General features: G+C 31.5%; 18 protein-coding genes. 13 read left to right on the forward strand and 5 right to left on the reverse strand.

Features of this window, described 5'->3' with window-relative positions; genetic code table 11:
* The first annotated feature begins 543 nt into the window (after positions 1-543).
* Together B3578_RS02095 and B3578_RS02100 are read left to right on the forward strand one after the other, a co-directional pair.
* A complete protein-coding gene (locus B3578_RS02095) occupies positions 544-1,080 on the forward strand; it encodes an RNA polymerase sigma factor (RefSeq protein ID WP_291046807.1) in 537 nt (178 codons plus the stop codon).
* Between the two features lie 24 nt (positions 1,081-1,104).
* Complete coding sequence (locus tag B3578_RS02100) at positions 1,105-1,521, forward strand: hypothetical protein (protein WP_125350307.1); 417 nt, start codon at positions 1,105-1,107, stop codon at positions 1,519-1,521.
* Between the two features lie 6 nt (positions 1,522-1,527).
* Here the strand turns inward: B3578_RS02100 and B3578_RS02105 are convergent, their stop codons facing one another.
* From B3578_RS02105 to mnmD, 3 genes are all read right to left on the reverse strand, one after another.
* Positions 1,528-1,824 (reverse strand): ATP-dependent Clp protease adaptor ClpS, encoded by a 297-nt coding sequence (locus tag B3578_RS02105; RefSeq protein WP_180905936.1) that lies wholly within the window; start codon positions 1,822-1,824, stop codon positions 1,528-1,530.
* A 6-nt stretch (positions 1,825-1,830) separates the two neighbouring features.
* Positions 1,831-2,658, reverse strand: a complete 828-nt coding sequence (gene prmA, locus B3578_RS02110; protein ID WP_038336885.1) for a 50S ribosomal protein L11 methyltransferase — start codon at positions 2,656-2,658, stop codon at positions 1,831-1,833.
* Positions 2,659-2,730: 72 nt separating this feature from the next.
* Positions 2,731-3,447: a tRNA (5-methylaminomethyl-2-thiouridine)(34)-methyltransferase MnmD gene (gene mnmD, locus B3578_RS02115; protein WP_114999065.1), complete on the reverse strand. Its 717-nt coding sequence runs from the start codon at positions 3,445-3,447 to the stop codon at positions 2,731-2,733.
* Positions 3,448-3,527: 80 nt separating this feature from the next.
* Between mnmD and B3578_RS02120 the strand changes: the two genes are divergently transcribed.
* The 3 genes from B3578_RS02120 (at position 3,528) to B3578_RS02130 (ending at position 6,200) form a co-directional block, all read left to right on the forward strand.
* Positions 3,528-4,589, forward strand: coding sequence for a branched-chain amino acid aminotransferase (locus tag B3578_RS02120; RefSeq protein ID WP_291046810.1), 1,062 nt, complete (start codon positions 3,528-3,530; stop codon positions 4,587-4,589).
* 105 nt (positions 4,590-4,694) lie between these two features.
* A complete protein-coding gene (locus B3578_RS02125; protein WP_291046811.1) occupies positions 4,695-5,717 on the forward strand; it encodes a DUF4407 domain-containing protein in 1,023 nt (340 codons plus the stop codon).
* 54 nt (positions 5,718-5,771) lie between these two features.
* A complete protein-coding gene (locus B3578_RS02130; RefSeq protein ID WP_291046812.1) occupies positions 5,772-6,200 on the forward strand; it encodes a hypothetical protein in 429 nt (142 codons plus the stop codon).
* 32 nt (positions 6,201-6,232) lie between these two features.
* Here B3578_RS02130 and folP read toward each other — a convergent pair whose 3' ends face one another.
* Positions 6,233-7,060 (reverse strand): dihydropteroate synthase, encoded by an 828-nt coding sequence (folP, locus tag B3578_RS02135; protein ID WP_291046813.1) that lies wholly within the window; start codon positions 7,058-7,060, stop codon positions 6,233-6,235.
* Between the two features lie 53 nt (positions 7,061-7,113).
* Between folP and B3578_RS02140 the strand changes: the two genes are divergently transcribed.
* The 6 genes from B3578_RS02140 to B3578_RS02165 all read left to right on the forward strand — a co-directional run bounded on the left by B3578_RS02140 (position 7,114) and on the right by B3578_RS02165 (position 12,723).
* Positions 7,114-7,662, forward strand: coding sequence for a DUF1599 domain-containing protein (locus B3578_RS02140; protein WP_038336876.1), 549 nt, complete (start codon positions 7,114-7,116; stop codon positions 7,660-7,662).
* The gene (locus B3578_RS02145) at positions 7,659-8,783 is read left to right on the forward strand and encodes a BT_3928 family protein (protein WP_291046814.1); all 1,125 of its coding nucleotides are present in this window, start codon (positions 7,659-7,661) and stop codon (positions 8,781-8,783) included. The genes B3578_RS02140 and B3578_RS02145 overlap by 4 nt, the downstream gene beginning before the upstream one ends.
* A gap of 3 nt (positions 8,784-8,786) precedes the next feature.
* Positions 8,787-9,869, forward strand: coding sequence for an ABC transporter permease (locus B3578_RS02150; RefSeq protein WP_291046815.1), 1,083 nt, complete (start codon positions 8,787-8,789; stop codon positions 9,867-9,869).
* A 76-nt stretch (positions 9,870-9,945) separates the two neighbouring features.
* Complete coding sequence (tpiA, locus tag B3578_RS02155) at positions 9,946-10,704, forward strand: triose-phosphate isomerase (RefSeq protein WP_180905945.1); 759 nt, start codon at positions 9,946-9,948, stop codon at positions 10,702-10,704.
* A gap of 219 nt (positions 10,705-10,923) precedes the next feature.
* Positions 10,924-11,685, forward strand: coding sequence for a hypothetical protein (locus tag B3578_RS02160; protein ID WP_038336870.1), 762 nt, complete (start codon positions 10,924-10,926; stop codon positions 11,683-11,685).
* A gap of 123 nt (positions 11,686-11,808) precedes the next feature.
* Positions 11,809-12,723: a helix-turn-helix transcriptional regulator gene (locus tag B3578_RS02165; RefSeq protein ID WP_291046816.1), complete on the forward strand. Its 915-nt coding sequence runs from the start codon at positions 11,809-11,811 to the stop codon at positions 12,721-12,723.
* Positions 12,724-12,756: 33 nt separating this feature from the next.
* Here the strand turns inward: B3578_RS02165 and B3578_RS02170 are convergent, their stop codons facing one another.
* Entirely contained in the window at positions 12,757-14,898 is a 2,142-nt protein-coding gene (locus tag B3578_RS02170; RefSeq protein WP_221854610.1) for a type IA DNA topoisomerase, read from the reverse strand.
* A gap of 323 nt (positions 14,899-15,221) precedes the next feature.
* Between B3578_RS02170 and B3578_RS02175 the strand changes: the two genes are divergently transcribed.
* Both B3578_RS02175 and B3578_RS02180 read left to right on the forward strand, forming a co-directional pair.
* Positions 15,222-16,034, forward strand: a complete 813-nt coding sequence (locus B3578_RS02175) for a MotA/TolQ/ExbB proton channel family protein (RefSeq protein ID WP_038336866.1) — start codon at positions 15,222-15,224, stop codon at positions 16,032-16,034.
* Between the two features lie 88 nt (positions 16,035-16,122).
* Positions 16,123-16,713 (forward strand): biopolymer transporter ExbD, encoded by a 591-nt coding sequence (locus tag B3578_RS02180; RefSeq protein ID WP_291046817.1) that lies wholly within the window; start codon positions 16,123-16,125, stop codon positions 16,711-16,713.

A 16,713-nucleotide genomic window follows, 5' to 3' on the forward strand; every position in this document is an offset into this window, starting at 1 on the left:
AGGCTTTTTTTGTGGGTATACTTTTTTGTAAAATGTACAAAGTAAAATGTAAGCTACCACATCTCCAGACTATGTTTTATAAAACAAGAAGCTTGCTTTCATCCAACAAGAGCTTCTAATTAGTCAACTAGAAGCTTCTTCTTGATAAAAAGGAAGCTTCCTTTTTGCAACTAACTCAGAACTTACAACCAGCGTTAGGGAGAGTAGTCTAAATCCTTTTGTAGAAATTGGATTTTCTTACTTGTAATAGAATTTTATTCTACAAAAGATTGCAACGGATAGCCCGACCGAGCGATTTACATTTCTTGTTATTGAATTATTAAGAGATAATTGAGGGAGATTGTATAAATACGAGGAATAGAGCGAGTGAATGCCCAAATAAATTTTTCAATAGAAATATACTTTTATTGATAGGTTCATACTTAAGTATATGTGGAATATGGATTTGATTTCATAAAAAAAATATAAAATATAAACTATGTTCAAAATTATTAGAAGTTTATCATTTGAAATTTAATAGCTTTACAGCTTAATATTACTTAATTGGATCAGAAAATATTAGATCACATTTTAGATAAGGATTGGGAACAGGCTTTTAAACTTCTTGTAAAAGATTATCATCAGAGAGTTTATTGGCAAATTCGTCGTATGGTTTTGATTCATGAAGACGCAGATGATATTGCTCAAAATGTTTTTATAAAAATCTATCAAAATTTGCATTCATTCAAAAATGAATCAAAATTATCGACATGGATTTTTAGGATTACTTATAACGAAACCATCAATTTTATTCATAAAAATGCTAAAGAACAAAATGTTTCGTTTGAAGATTATTCGATGAATATTGCAGATGATTTATCTACGGATGAGTATTTTACAGGTGATGAAATTGAGTTGAAACTACAAAAAGCGATTGCAAGTTTGCCAGAAAAGCAGCGCGTAGTATTTATGATGAAATATTATGATGAAATGAAATATGAACAAATTTCTGAAATTTCAGGAACATCTGTTGGTGCGCTAAAGGCGTCTTATCATCATGCAGTTACAAAAATTAAAGAATTTTTAGAGGATGAAGATTAAACCTTTTTAACTTTTTTTTGTCTTATGAATGATATGAAAGAAAATGGATTAAAAAATAATTTTAAGGTTCCAGAGAATTATTTTAAGAATTTAGAAGATGAAATTTATTTTAAAAGCTTAAAACAAAAGGAAAATTATACAACCCCTACTAATTATTTTGACGATTTAGAACAGTCAATTTTATCGAAAACTATTGATAAAAAAGAAACAAAAGTTGTACATTTCAATATTTGGTGGGCTGCTGCTTGTATATTGCTATTAGCATTGGTTGTAACTCCTTTTGTGATTAATTCTACAGAAAAATCTACAGAAGTTGTGGATACAAAAACAGAAAATCATGTTTACGAGAAGATCTATGATTCGTATATAGTGAGTGATCAAAACAAAAAATCGTCCAATGTAACATTAGACGATTCTGATTTTGCTTTATATGATTATTAAGAAATTCTAAATAATTTCTGCACTTAAACCTCGGTTCAATAATTCTGTGCATCGAGGTTTTAAATCTTCTAATTCACCCGTCAAGACTTCGCATTTACCTTTGTAGTGAATCAAAATAGAACATTGTTCCGCTTGCTCTGGCGTGTGTTCACAAACATCAATCAACGATTCGATTACCCAATCAAAAGTATTCACATCATCATTGTAAACAATAATTTGATATTTGTGTGATTCCTGTTCCAATACATCAACAGCCGAATCTTTTTCCGTTTCCCACATGGGTTGCGTTGCGTATTTTGTCATATCATTTTATTTTTTGAAATGTAGCGCAATCCACTCATTTCGTTGTTTTTTAGATACAAATTTCAAACCATTTTCTGTACAAAAAGCTAAGATATCATCAAAATCTTGCTCCATCAATCCACTTAAAAATAAATCACCATTTTCATTCAAAACATTGATGTAAGAAGGAATTTGACTGATTAAAATATTTTTGTTGATATTCGCTAAAATAATGTCAAACTGTTTGCTTCCCAAAAGTGAATTATCACCCATTTTCGCATCTAAACTAACACCATTTCGTTTTCCATTTTCGATAGAATTTTCCACAGCCCACTCGTCAATATCGATACATTCTGCATAATTTGCACCACGTTTCATTCCTAAAATTGCAAGAATTGACGTTCCACAGCCCATGTCCAAAATATCTTTTCCTGTAAATTCAGTTTCCAAGATATATTCTACCATCAAATGTGTTGTAGAGTGATGTCCAGTCCCAAAAGACATTTTTGGTTGAATGATAATTTCGTACGGAATATTTTCAACTGTTTCGTGAAATTCTGCACGAATCAAACATTGGTCATTCACTAAAATTGGCGTGAAATTTTCTTCCCAAGTTGCATTCCAATTTTGTTGTTCAATTTCTTGACGCGTATAAGAAAAATCAATATTCTCGATAGAATCAATCACTTCTTTTACTTGGTCAATATTTTCGTCAGTTTTTGGCATGTAAGCATCAAAACCTTCTTCGTTTTCAACAAAACTTTCAAAGGGTAGTTCAGAAATCATTGCAATAATAATTTCATTAAAAGGCTCTACTTCCGCAACTTTAAATTTATATTCGATATAATTTGTCATAAAAAAATGTAGAAAACATCAAATTGTTTTCCAGCGCAAATTTACGATTTTTATAATTAATGATAAAGGAGATTATTTATCAAATGGAAAGTCCTTCAAACCAACCATCATTTCACGTTTTCCTGGAGGCCCAGGACGTTTTTGTACAATATAGCCCAAATCTTTCAAACCTCTTTTTATGGTTCCTTTCGCTGCATAAGTGGTAAAAATGGCAGATTTTTTAGTTAAAGAATCAACAATTTCTAACAATTCTTTTTCCCATAATTCTGGTTGAACACGAGAACCAAATGCATCAAAATAAACTAAATCAAAATTATTTTCGTTGATATTTTTCAGATTGAAAAAATCTTCTTCCACTTTCTTAACTTCAAAATATGGAGAAATTTTATTCCAATTTTCCCAATTTGAATGAAATAATTGTTGATAATAATCTAAAAACTCTTCTTTTCGATGTTCAAATTCCGGATAAAGTTTGAAAACATTTTCGAAATAATTCACCAATTCAAATTCTTCATCAGAAACTGGAAATTTTTCAATTCCAACATATTGCACTGGAGTTTTATGTTTTTCAGCTTCCATCAAAGTAATGAAAGAATTAAGTCCCGTACCTAATCCAATTTCTATAATTTTTATAGGATTTTTTGTTTCTGTAAAATGATGAAATCCATTTTTTATAAATACATGAAAAGCCTCTTGTACAGCGCCATGCTTAGAATGATAAGATTCATCCCAATCTTCAATATAGATAGTTTTAGATCCATCTTCCGTTTCTTGAATAATTCTTTTCATCGTCGAAAGTTATGATATTTATTATGAAAAAGTGCAAATAAAATGTACCTTTGATAAGCACAAACAAAATATATCATAAAATGATTATAGAAAAAATTGCTGAATCAAAATTTAACGATTCAGTTTTTAACTCTACTACTTTTGGGAAAGAGTTTACAGATCACATGTTGATCGCGCATTACAAAGATGGTAAATGGGATGAGCCAAAAATTGTTCCTTACGGACCAATTTCAATGACTCCAGCAGCGATGTCTTTCCATTATGGTCAAACAATTTTTGAAGGAATGAAAGCCTACAAAAATGATAACGAAGAAGTGTTTATTTTCCGTCTAGAGAAAAACTTCGAGCGTTTTAATTTATCTGCGGCACGTCTTAATATGCCTCAAATTCCGAAAGAAATTTTTATTGATGGTTTAGAAGCTATTATTGATATCGATCGTCAATGGGTACCAAAAGATTACGGAACGTCATTATATATTCGTCCAGTAATGTTCGCAACAGAAGAAGCAGTTTCTGCTAGGGCATCTAACGAATATATTTTTGCTATTTTATTAGCTTATGCTCCTAATTATTACGATAAACCTTTATCAGTAAAAATTGCTGATTATTATAGTCGTTCAGCTCAGGGAGGTGTTGGTTTTGCAAAATGTGGAGGAAACTATGCTGGATCTTTCTTTCCAACTTCTGAAGCTCAAAAAGATGGTTATGATCAAGTAATTTGGACAGATTCTATCGAGCATAAATACATTGAAGAAGCAGGAACAATGAATGTGATGGTGCGTATAGGAAATAAAATTTTAACAGCGCCAACGTCTGAGCGTATTTTGAACGGAGTAACACGTGATTCTGTTTTAACTTTAGCAAAAGATAGTGGATATGAAGTAGAAGTACGTCCTGTAGAAGTACAAGAATTGTATGATGCTTACAAATCAGGAGAATTAAAAGAAGTATTTGGATGTGGAACTGCTGTTGTAATTACACAATACGATGCAGTTGGATTTGGTGAAGAGCGTGCTCAATTACCAACTTTAGCTGAAGAAGATTCTTTTGCATTACAATTGAAAAAGAAATTAAAAGATATTCAATACGGATTAGCAGAAGATCCTTATGGATGGAGAATTAAAATCGAAAAACAAGCTTAATTTTGTTTAAGTAAATTTTTTGAAAATATAAGCTGACAATTTGATTGTCAGCTTTTTTTGGCACGATATTTAATAATATGTTATACAAAGTACTATATTTGCAAAATGAATGGACTACAGAAATTTTTAATCATCTGTTCAGGGAGTAGTCTTGAACTCTTGAAAAAAACACCAACAGATATCAACAAACATGTTGGTATTGGAGGTGTCATATTATTTACAGGAATTTTGGCGGCTTTGTCTGCTGGATATGCGCTGAATACTGTTTTTGATAATATATATGCAGCAACAGGTTTTGGTTTGTTGTGGGGATTAATGATTTTTAATCTTGACCGATATATTGTCACATCAATGAAAAAGTCAGGTGGATTTTTTCGTCAGTTTTTTATTGCTTTGCCACGTATTTTGGTTGCAATTTTATTAGGTATTGTGATTTCGAAACCGTTAGAATTAAAAATTTTCGAGAAAGAAATTAACAAGCAATTAAATATTATTGTCAATCGAAATAAAGCGGAATTACAAAAAGGAATTGATGCGCGTTATGCTGAATTGGGAACGCCTTTTTCGAATGAACGAAAAGAAATTTATGCAGAAATTGATAAATTAAGAAATGAGTATAATTCAGCTTCTACCGAGTTGGAAAAAGAAGTTGTTGGTACACAAACTGAAACAACAACTGGACGCGAAGGTTATGGACCAAATGCGAAACGAAAAGCAGAATTGAAAAAACAAAAAGCTGCCGAAATCGAAACTTATATTCAACAATCTGCGCCTCGTTTAGCTGAAATTAATAAAGAATTAGATCGATTGAATGTTGCAAAAGAAAAAGAAATTGATGCGGCTAAACCAACCGAAGAGAATTACAATGGTTTTGCTGCACGTATGCAGGCTTTAGACGAATTGTCAGTTAATAATCCAATTTTAGGGATTGCAGCTATTTTTATAGCTCTTGTGTTTATCTCGTTAGAAACTGCGCCAGTTTTAGTGAAATTAATTGCACCAAAAGGACCTTATGATTTTCTCTTAGAAAAACATGAACATTCGTTCAAGATTTTCAGTAAAGAATCCATTCAGATTATGGATATCAAATCTGAAAAACGTGTGAAACATGAGTTAGAAAAAGTATAAATAATTAAAAAAGTAACTTCCGTTTGAAGTTACTTTTTTAATTTTGCATAAGATATGGAAACTTATAAAATAGAAATTTACGGAGAAGACGAAAACCAAATTCAACGAATGGAAGAGGTGATTGCTCCAATAAAAGATATACAGGATTATTTTTGGAAAATTCTTTGGGTTGATGGTGAAAGTGAAACGGACGAATATTCGGTTTTCGAATTGCAAGAAGTGATTGATCAACAAGACGGAATTTTTGTGGAATATGATCAGTTAGAAAGTATGTGTTATAAAATGGAACATGTAACGGAGGCGTTGATTATTGGAGATAGAAAAGAAAATAATTTGCATGTAAATATTGAGGATGAAAATTTATACGACAACGAAGTTGTGTTTGAATTTGTGAAAGATTCACATTGGCAAATTTTGACTTCGGATATCAATATTGTTGATACGTTCAAAGTTTTCTTTCCAAATAGTAAAATCATTGATTAAAAATAAAAGCCACTTTTTAGTGGCTTTCTTATTTATTTTTGATTCAATTTTTGGAAAATTTGTAAGGTTTCTTTTGCTTCTCTTACATCGTGCACACGCAAAATTTTTGCACCTTTTTGTAACGCAACCATATTCAGGACAGAAGTTCCGTTTAAAGCTTCTTGCGGAGTTGTTTCGAATAAATTATAAATCATCGATTTTCTTGAAATTCCTACTAATAAAGGAAAACCTTCAAAACCTAAAACTTCCATTTTACTGAATAATCCGTAATTATGATCCAATGTTTTTGCAAAACCAAAACCAGGATCTAAAATAATATCATTCACTTTTGCAGCTTTTAATTGCGCAATTTTTTTGGAAAAATATTCGTTTACTTCCAGCGTAATATCTGCATATGCAGGATTATTTTGCATTGTTTTTGGCGTTCCTTTCATATGCATTAAAATGTATGGAACTCGAAGTTCTTTGATTGCATCAAACATATTTTCGTCTAACTCCCAACCCGAAACATCATTTATAATAGAAGCACCAACTTTTACAGCTTCACGTGCAACATTTCCTCGAAAAGTATCAATCGAAATAATCAATTCTGGATATTCTTCAATAATTTTTTCGATAATTGGTGCAGTTCTATCAATTTCTTCCTGCTCCGAAATATTTTCTGCTCCAGGTTTTGTCGAATAACCACCAACATCAATCATATCGGCACCTTCGGACAAGTGTTTTTCAACTTTTTCTAAAATCAAATTCATCGATTGATTACTGCCACCATCGTAAAAAGAGTTTGGCGTTGTATTCAAAATTCCCATAATTTTAGGCTCGTTCAAATCAATCAAACGACCATTACAATTAATTGTCATATCTTAGAAGTTCTTTAAGCAATTTCAATTATTTTTGAAATCGAAACGAAATTATGAAAAATACCTCAATTCAATTTAAAGAAATCATCTCTGTTTGTCGAGATTTATATACAAAAAAATTACAAGATTACGGTCCAGCTTGGCGTGTACTGCGTTTGCCGTCTTTAACAGATCAAATTTTTATCAAGGTAAACCGTATTCGTACGTTGCAAGAAGCAGCGGAGCGTTTGGTTGATGAAGACGAAGAAGGAGAATTTGTGGCAATCGTTAATTATTCGATTATGGCATTGATTCAGTTGGAACTTGGTTTTGCAGATCAGCCAGATTTGACAGACGAACAAGCTATCGAATTTTATGATAAATATGCAACAATTGCGCACGATTTGATGATGAAAAAAAATCATGATTACGGTGAAGCTTGGAGAGATATGCGTGTAAGTTCGATCACAGATTTAATTTATCAGAAAGTTTTGCGCACAAAAAGTATCGAAGATAATAAAGGAAAAACAATTGTGTCTGAAGGTTTAGATGCAAATTATTTGGATATGATTAATTATTCGATTTTCGCAATGATTTTAATTAACGAAAAGAAAGCTTCATGAGGTATTTAGTTCAATTTGCCCGAATTATAGTTGGAGTTATTTTTATAATTTCTGGATTTGTAAAAAATGTAGATCCAATTGGGTTAAGTTTCAAATTAGAAGAATATTTTTCGCCAACAGTTCTTAACATTCCATTTTTAGAAGGTTTGAGTTTGCCTTTGGCAACTTTCTTTTCACTTTTTGAAATAGTTTTAGGCGTTTTATTATTGCTTGGAGTTTGGAAAAGATTTACAACAATAGCTTTATTGTTAACGATTATTTTCTTTACATTTTTGACATTTTATTCAGCTTATTTCAACAAAGTAACCGATTGTGGATGTTTTGGTGATGCACTAAAGTTAGAACCTTGGACATCATTTTACAAAGATGTTGTGCTTTTGGTGTTGATCATTATTTTAGTGATTGGTCAAAAATATATCAAACCATTATTTGTCGAAAAAGCGAATTACGTAATCAATTTTATAACAATTTTAGGTTCTGCAATTATTGCTTATATCGGAATTAATCATTTACCAATTATCGATTTTAGATCTTATGCAGTTGGCAAAAATTTGATTGAAGGAATGAAATCTCCGCAAGAGTTAGGTTTGAAACCAACAACGTATAAAACGATTTACACGATGAAAAACAGTGTTGATGGTAAAGTAGTCGAAATTGATGATGCGCAATATATTGCTGATGACAAATGGTACAAACACGGAACGCCTTGGGTAATTGAAGCGGATAAAACACGAACTATTGTCGAGAAAAAAGGGTACGAACCTCCAATTCATGATTTTAGTTTTGATTGTAATGGCATTGATAAAACTTCTGAGATTCTAAATGCTCCGAAAGCGATTGTTTTTGTTGTTCCTTTTGTTGAAAAGGTAAATGAGAAGCAAATTGAAAAATTGAATATTTTAGGAAAAGAAGCTTCTAAATATAAAGGATATAGAGTTGTTTCGGTTTCAAATAATCCGATTAAAGGTTTGGAACTTGAAAATTGTTTTATGGATCAAACAACAATGAAAACAATTATTCGCTCTAATCCAGGTGTGATGATTTTAGAAAAAGGAACGGTGAAAGCGAAATATCATGACAATGATTTTCCTTCGCTTAATCAATTAGAAGATTTATTTTAACAAGTGATTAATTATATTTTAAATAAAATTTTCTACGGATTTTTGACACTTTTTGGTGTAGTAAGTGTAGTTTTTCTATTGTTTTCGGTACTTCCTGGAGACCCTGCGCGTATGATGCTTGATCAAAAAGAAGATCCAGAGCAATTGGCTCAAATTCGAAAAAACTTAGGTTTAGATCAACCTTTATGGAAACAATATGCGTTTTATATTAATGATTTGTCACCGATTTCTTTTCATAATATTGACGAAAACAATACAACATATACTTCATTAAGTTCTGATAAATACAATTACACAAAATTGATAGATTTCGGAACAAATGAAATGGTTTTGAAAACGCCTTATTTGCGTGAATCTTTTCAAAAACAAGGAAAAAGCGTCAGTACAATTATTGGAGAAACTTTACCAAATACAATGGTTTTGGCAATTGCAGCCATCATTATTGCAACGATAATTGGTGTTGCGTTGGGAATTGTTTCTGCTTTGATGAAAGATACATGGATTGACAGAGTTTTGTTGGTCGTAACAAGCTTTGGTATGAGTATTCCGTCTTTCTTTTCGGCAATTATCATTGCCTATATTTTTGCTTTTTTGATGCACGATATTACAGGGCTGAATATGATTGGAAGTCTATATGAAGTGGATGATTTGGGAGAAGGAAAACATTTGATGTTGAAAAATTTAATTCTTCCAGCAATTACATTAGGTTCGCGTCCGTTAGCGGTTTTTACGCAATTAACACGAAATTCGTTGTTAGAAGTTTTGAACCAAGATTATATCCGAACAGCTTTTGCAAAAGGACTTTCTAGAAAAACGGTGATTACAAAACATGCATTACGAAATGCACTTAATCCAGTTGTTACAGCAATTTCGGGTTGGTTTGCGTCGATGTTGGCAGGATCGGTTTTTGTGGAATTTGTTTTTGGTTGGAATGGTTTAGGAAAAGAAATCGTAAATGCATTGAATACATTAGATTTACCAATTGTGATGGGAGCTGTTTTAGTTATTGCGGTGATGTTTATTGTAATTAATATTCTGGTTGATATACTTTACGGAATTCTAGATCCGCGCGTTCGCATAAAATAAATCAGGTATAATTTCGCAAGAAATAATTATCTTGCAATAAATATTAAAACCAAAATCAAATAAAATACACTTTTTTATGCGTGATAGAATAGTAGCAGGAAACTGGAAAATGAACTTAAATTATGAAGAAGCAATTCATTTAGCAACAAACCTTAATGCTTGGGTGGCAGATAATCATCCAATTGCACAAGTTATAATTGCGCCTTCTTCTATTTATTTACAAACATTGTTAGAAGCTGTAGATGAGCAATATGTTAAGATTTCTTCGCAAGATATTTCTGCTCACGAAAAAGGAGCGTATACAGGAGATATTTCAGCAGAACAATTGGATAGTATCGGATTAGATTTCGCTATTATTGGGCATTCTGAGCGTAGAGAATATCAAGGAGAAACAGATATTGTAATTGCTGAGAAATTAAAACAAGCTTTTAAACATCAAATTAATCCAATTCTTTGTGTAGGAGAAAAATTAGAAGAACGTGAAGCTGAGAAACATTTTGAGGTTGTAAAAACCCAATTAATGGATGCTTTAGTTGCTCAAAAACCAGAAGATCTTTCTCGTTTGATTATTGCTTACGAACCAGTTTGGGCAATTGGAACTGGAAAAACAGCTACACCAGAGCAAGCGCAAGAAATTCATGCATTTATTCGTAAAGTTTTGAATGATGAATTTGGCGTAGAAGTCGCGAATGATACAAGTATTTTGTACGGAGGAAGTGTAAATGCACAGAATGCGAACGAAATTTTTGCTCAACCAGATATTGACGGCGGTCTTGTTGGTGGTGCTTCATTAAAATATGATGATTTTGTGCAGATAATTGCTGCATGTAAATAATATAAAAGCTCAACTTATTTGAGCTTTTTTTATGTTTTATATTTTCTAAATTTTGAAAAATAATAAATTTAACTCCTCTGAATCCCTTATAAAATAAGTCAATTAAGAAAACTATAACATTTATTAGGATTAATTAAGAGTTTTCGGAACAGTGTCTGCAAAGTTCTAAAATGTACTAACTATTTAAAAAGTATCATTTTTAAACAAAACACATTTATTATGAAAAAATTGACGCAAGTATTAGGAGTCGTAGCAATAGGGTTAGTTTCTTTCTCTTTTACTACAAAAAATGAAATAAAAGTTCCTACAACAGAAATTACAAATAAAGTTGTAGAAGATGCACCAAAAGTTGTCATTTTAGATATTGTAGATAATATCGCTGTAGAATCAGGAACAAATATCGCATCAGAATTTAAAACAAAGTTAGAATCTTTGAATAAAGAAAATGTTCAGGTTCTTTTATGGAAAGATTTAACGAAAGGATTAAAAGATGAAGAGAAAAGATCAATCATCGATAGTTTAAAACCTGAGTTAATCATGACATTAAATTTTGAAAAAACTGATGATAATACAAATAAAGTTGCCGCAGTTGTTTTTAAACAAAATGTTGCATTTAACGAAACAGTTAAAGTAGCAAAAGAGTTAACAGAAAACTTAAATTCAACAGCTGTTAAAAATGACGGAGTTTATCAAAACGAATCAAATTATATTCAAGATAATGCTGCACCATCAATTTTCTTAAGCGTAAAAGTGAAGAATGAACCAACTTCTAACGCAGAAATTGTTGATAAACTTTCTAATTTCATCGAAACAGCGAAAGTTGAAGATAGCACAACTCCAGTTGAAATAACATCAGAAGTAGTAGTAGATTCAGCGGCAGCTACGGTAGACTCAGCTACAACAACAATAGAAGCGGCGGTACAAGATGTAAAAGCAGCTACGAAAGATGCAAAAACAAAAGTAAAAAAATCTAAAAAATAGAATCCGTTTTTTCGAATATTTCATTTTTATTAATGAAGAAAAAGTAACATTTTGTAATGAAATGTTACTTTTTTTTGTTTTTAATTACAGATAACTTAAGTTTGCTCAAACACTTCCAATTCAATGTCAAAACAAGGTTATATCGCGCGTTATTTCAATATTGTTCGTAAATTATCACAACAAAAATATTGTTCTTATGAAGATTTAGAGCGTTTTTTGGAACGAGAATTTGAAATGCTTCAACTTAATGATGATACATTAGAGTTTAATTTTTCTAAACGTACATTGCAACGCGATATTCGAGAAATCAGAAATATATTGGGAATTGATATAATGTATAGTCGCAGTCAGCGTGGATATTATATTATTCAAGACGATTATAGCTCTGATTTATTTCTGAAAACTTTAGAAGAAATTAATAGTTTTTCTGCTTTGAAATTGACAAATTCGCTCGAATCTATTGTGTATTTGGAAAAAAGAAAGCCAAAACGCGCCGAATTTTTACCAGATATTGTACAAGCAATTCAAGGAAAAAAGAAAATTGAATTTCATTATCAAAAATTTGGAGAGGAAAAAGAAACGATTCGTAAAGTTTCGCCAATTGCAATTAGAGAGCACAATAACCGATGGTATTTGATTGCGGATGATAAAGGAATTGTCAAAAATTTTGGTTTGGAACGAATGAATAGAGTTTCGATTTTTAGAGATAAAATTGACGATAATATCGAGTTTAATTACAATGATAAGTACAAATATTCGTTCGGGATTATTGTTCCAAGTTCAGAAAAACCAGAAAAAATAGTGCTTTCTGTGACCAAAAAACAAGCAGCGTATTTAGAATCTTTGCCTTTGCATGAATCCCAACAAATTTTAGAAATTAAAAACGATGAAGTTTTAATTGGATTAGAATTATTTTTGACCGAAGATTTTATCAGCGAAATTCTTTCTATGAGTCGTTCAGTTACAATTATCGAACCTAAAAAATTGAAAGAAAAAGTCAAAACAATTTTAAAAGAAACGTTGGAGAAATATAATTAGCGAGTTTCGAATTTCGAAACTCACTTTATTTTTTTACATTTCTTCAAATTCTAAATCGAAATTCATTCCCAAAATAGCTTTACCAGTAACTTTTTCTCCATTTTCAGGATTGATTAAGCCAGCCATTTTTCCAGTTTTTTGTTTGGTTAACAAATCCAAAATTTGTTTATCAGTTAATTTTTTACCCATAAACTCGAACGGAATTTTGAATCCACATGCTGCAAAGTTTGCACAACCATAAGCGGCTTTTCCTTTGACTAATTTATGTGTTTTACATTTTGGACAAGTTGCATCTTCCAGATTAATTTCTTCTTTCGGTTTACGTTCCTTTTTAGGTTTTTCAGCTATTTGAACTGAATTCTGATGAGAAGCGATTGGTCTGAAGTAACTATTTTTTACATCAAATGTTAGTTTCGAAACCATTTCAATCAATTCTTGCTTAAATTGTTCTAATTCGTATTCACCTTTTTCAATCAAACGAAGTTTTCGTTCCCAAACACCTGTCAATTCAGGAGATTTTAATAATTCATTTTGAATGGTATCAATCAAATCAATACCAGTTTGTGTGGCGATAATATTACGTTTTTTCTTTTCGATGTATTTTCTACGAAACAAGGTCTCGATAATATTTGCACGCGTTGAAGGTCGACCAATTCCATTTTCTTTCATCAATTCGCGCATTTCTTCATCATCTACTTGTCGTCCAGCAGTTTCCATTCCTCGTAATAGAGTCGCTTCTGTATAATGTTTTGGCGGAGTTGTTTTTCCTTTGTGAATAAATGGTTCGTGAGGACCTTTTTCACCAATCTCAAAAATCGGCATTATCTTTTCCTCATCTTTTTCGTCTTCCTTTTTATCTTTTGCATAGACTTCGCGCCAACCCATTTCGAGAATTTGTTTTCCCGTTGCTTTAAAATTTATAGCAGAAAGTTGACCGTCTTTTCCATTATTTTCAACTTTTCCTTCGACAGTTGTGTTGGCAACTTTACATTCTGGATAAAAAACAGCAATAAAACGTCGTGCAACCAAATCATAGATACGTTTTTCTTCGTTCGATAAACCTTGTGGAAAGATTTCGGTAGGAATAATAGCGTGGTGATCGGTTACTTTTGTATTATCAAAAACTGCTTTTGACATCGGAATTGGTTGCGTCATCAAAGGAGCAATCAAATTTTGATAAGCGGTTAATTTATTTAAAATTCCAGGAACTTTAGGGTGAATATCTTCCGAAAGATAAGTGGTATCAACACGAGGATAGGTCACAAATTTTTTCTCGTAAAGACTTTGTATATATTTTAAGGTATTTTCTGCCGAAAACGCATATTTTTTATTCGCTTCTACTTGTAAAGCAGTTAAATCGAATAGGCGAGGATTTTTTTCACGACCCTCTTTTACATCGAAATCAATGATTTCAAACTCTCGATTTTTGATGAAATCTAAACCTTGTTTGGCTTTTTCTTCAGATTTTAAACGAGGTATTGTCGCATTAAACTCTACTTCTTTGAAAATCGTTTTCAATTCCCAATATTCCTCAATAATAAACGCATTGATTTCTTTTTGACGCTGTACAATCATTGCTAATGTAGGTGTTTGCACACGACCAATAGAAAGAACTGTTTTTGGCGGCGCAAATTTTTTGGTAAATAATCGTGTAGCGTTCATTCCTAGTAACCAATCGCCAATTGCACGCGCTTGTCCTGCAGAAAAAAGATTGAAATATTTTTCTCCATCTTTCAAATTATCAAAACCTTCTTTAATTGCTTCTTCTGTCAACGAAGAAATCCATAAACGCTTCATTGGCGCTTTAGCACGCGCTTTAAGTAAAACCCAACGTTGTATCAATTCTCCTTCCTGTCCAGCATCGCCACAGTTTATAATCTCGTCGACTTGATCGTTCGTGACTAATTTTTCGATGATATGAAATTGTTTCGAGACACCTTTATCTGCAATTAATTTAATTCCGAAACTTTGCGGAATCATTGGCAAATAATTAAGATCCCAGCTTTTCCACTCGGGTGTATAATCTTGCGGTTCTTTTAATGTACACAAGTGTCCGAAAGTCCAAGTGACCTGAAATCCATTTCCTTCATAGTATCCATCGTGCTTTTGATTCGCACCAATTACTTTGGCGATATCTTTAGCAACACTAGGTTTTTCGGCAATACAAACTTTCATAGCATTTATAATTATTGAAGTGCAAAAGTCAAAATAATAATTTAATTCTTAAAAAAAAATATAAATATGTATAATTATTGAATAAATTTGCGATAGGTTATTTTTTGTGGGAAGGCTGATTTTAATAAAATTATACATTGTTTAATATTAGATATATTGTTTTGATTATTTTTTAATTGTCAAATCAGTAAAAAATTCTATTGATTTCAAGTAGATTGAAAATTTAATATGATAACAACGTAAAAAATTTAGAAGAATTAAAAAATTTTCACTTAATTTACACCCACATTAATAAAAATCATAATATTTAAAAGAATTAGTAAATGGAAAAGAATGTAACAGTACCAGCTAAAACTAAAAAGGGAGGTCTTAACCCTGTGATTACTATGATCATTTTAATTGCAATCGCAATGGGGATCTTCAAGTTTGTATTTGGAGCAGAAGGTAATTTCGAAGGAGGAGATGTAGAAAAAGGTAATCCTTTAAACTTTTTAGGAATTATTCATAAAGGAGGGGTGATTATTCCATTCTTAATGTCTTTCTTCTTTATGGTAATCGTTTTCTCAATTGACCGTGTTATCGCTTTAAACAAAGCAAAAGGAACTGGATCTGCTGAGAAGTTTGTAAATGACATTCGTGCTTTATTAAACAAAAATGAAGTTAACAAAGCAATTGAATTATGTGACAAACAAAAAGGAGCTGTAGGTAACGTAGTTAAAGAAGGTTTAACAACTTACAAAGCTTTAGAAAACGACACAACGTTAAACAAAGAGCAAAAATTAGCTCAATTAGGTAAAACGTTAGAAGAAGCGACTACATTAGAAATGCCAACGTTAGAGAAAAACATGACTATTATCTCTACAATTGCTTCTGTAGGTACGTTAATTGCCTTAATGGGTACAGTAATCGGGATGATTAAAGCATTCTTCGCATTAGGTGAAGGAGGAGGATCTCCAGATGCAGCTCAATTATCAGTAGGTATTGCCGAAGCCTTAATTAATACAGGTATGGGTATTGGTGCTTCTGCATTCGCTATTATTATGTATGCTTTTTTAACTTCTAAAATTGATGATTTAACATTCAAAATTGACGAAGTAGGAATGAGTATCCAACAATCTTTCTCTGCTCACAATTAATATTCAATTGACGAAGCCTTAGAAGGATAGTATAAGGACAAAATCAAACAACAAACAATTTAGAATATTAATTAATAATACAGAGAAAATGGCAAGAGTAAAACCAAAAAGAAGAGGTCCTTCGATGGACTTAACAGCTATGTCTGACATGGCTTGGCTTTTGTTAACTTTCTTTATTTTGACATCTAACTTTAGAGAACCTGAAGTTGTTCCTGTCGTAACACCAACATCTGTTTCGAACCAAAAAATGGCTGCTGAAAATATGATGATCATTAAAATTGATGGTGAAGGTAAGTTCTTATTCGGATTAGAAGAAAAAGATCGTATTCCTACATTAGAAAGAATGGGTGATAAGTACGGAGTAAAGTTTACAGATGCTGAAAAGAATGCATTCAAAAGCATAGTAGAGTTTGGTGTACCAATGAATGAAATGAGAAATTATTTGAATCAGTCTGCTGATAAACAACAATCATATCATCCAGGTATTCCATTAGATACGATACCGAACAAAAATCAAGAATTAATTGATTGGGTATTTGAAGCAAAAGAAGTGAACCCAGATATTTTCTTAGCAATTAAAGGTGATCAAAAATCTGAATACAAAAAATTCAAAACTTTGATTCAACAATTGCAAATGAAAAATATGAATAAGTTCCAGTTAATTACATCTCAAGAATAA

This window comes from Empedobacter sp. UBA1574, from assembly GCF_002322895.1.
Lineage (GTDB): Bacteria > Bacteroidota > Bacteroidia > Flavobacteriales > Weeksellaceae > Empedobacter > Empedobacter falsenii_B.

Coding starts and splice junctions, on each gene's coding strand:
- B3578_RS02140 (WP_038336876.1), top strand. CDS start 7,114: ATGAAAAATACCTCAATTCAATTTAAAGAAATCATCTCTGTTTGTCGA.
- B3578_RS02170 (WP_221854610.1), bottom strand. CDS start 14,898: ATGAAAGTTTGTATTGCCGAAAAACCTAGTGTTGCTAAAGATATCGCC.
- B3578_RS02175 (WP_038336866.1), top strand. CDS start 15,222: ATGGAAAAGAATGTAACAGTACCAGCTAAAACTAAAAAGGGAGGTCTT.
- B3578_RS02145 (WP_291046814.1), top strand. CDS start 7,659: ATGAGGTATTTAGTTCAATTTGCCCGAATTATAGTTGGAGTTATTTTT.
- B3578_RS02160 (WP_038336870.1), top strand. CDS start 10,924: ATGAAAAAATTGACGCAAGTATTAGGAGTCGTAGCAATAGGGTTAGTT.
- tpiA (WP_180905945.1), top strand. CDS start 9,946: ATGCGTGATAGAATAGTAGCAGGAAACTGGAAAATGAACTTAAATTAT.
- prmA (WP_038336885.1), bottom strand. CDS start 2,658: ATGACAAATTATATCGAATATAAATTTAAAGTTGCGGAAGTAGAGCCT.
- B3578_RS02180 (WP_291046817.1), top strand. CDS start 16,123: ATGGCAAGAGTAAAACCAAAAAGAAGAGGTCCTTCGATGGACTTAACA.
- B3578_RS02100 (WP_125350307.1), top strand. CDS start 1,105: ATGAATGATATGAAAGAAAATGGATTAAAAAATAATTTTAAGGTTCCA.
- B3578_RS02125 (WP_291046811.1), top strand. CDS start 4,695: ATGAATGGACTACAGAAATTTTTAATCATCTGTTCAGGGAGTAGTCTT.
- B3578_RS02165 (WP_291046816.1), top strand. CDS start 11,809: ATGTCAAAACAAGGTTATATCGCGCGTTATTTCAATATTGTTCGTAAA.
- B3578_RS02105 (WP_180905936.1), bottom strand. CDS start 1,824: ATGACAAAATACGCAACGCAACCCATGTGGGAAACGGAAAAAGATTCG.
- B3578_RS02120 (WP_291046810.1), top strand. CDS start 3,528: ATGATTATAGAAAAAATTGCTGAATCAAAATTTAACGATTCAGTTTTT.
- B3578_RS02130 (WP_291046812.1), top strand. CDS start 5,772: ATGGAAACTTATAAAATAGAAATTTACGGAGAAGACGAAAACCAAATT.
- folP (WP_291046813.1), bottom strand. CDS start 7,060: ATGACAATTAATTGTAATGGTCGTTTGATTGATTTGAACGAGCCTAAA.
- mnmD (WP_114999065.1), bottom strand. CDS start 3,447: ATGAAAAGAATTATTCAAGAAACGGAAGATGGATCTAAAACTATCTAT.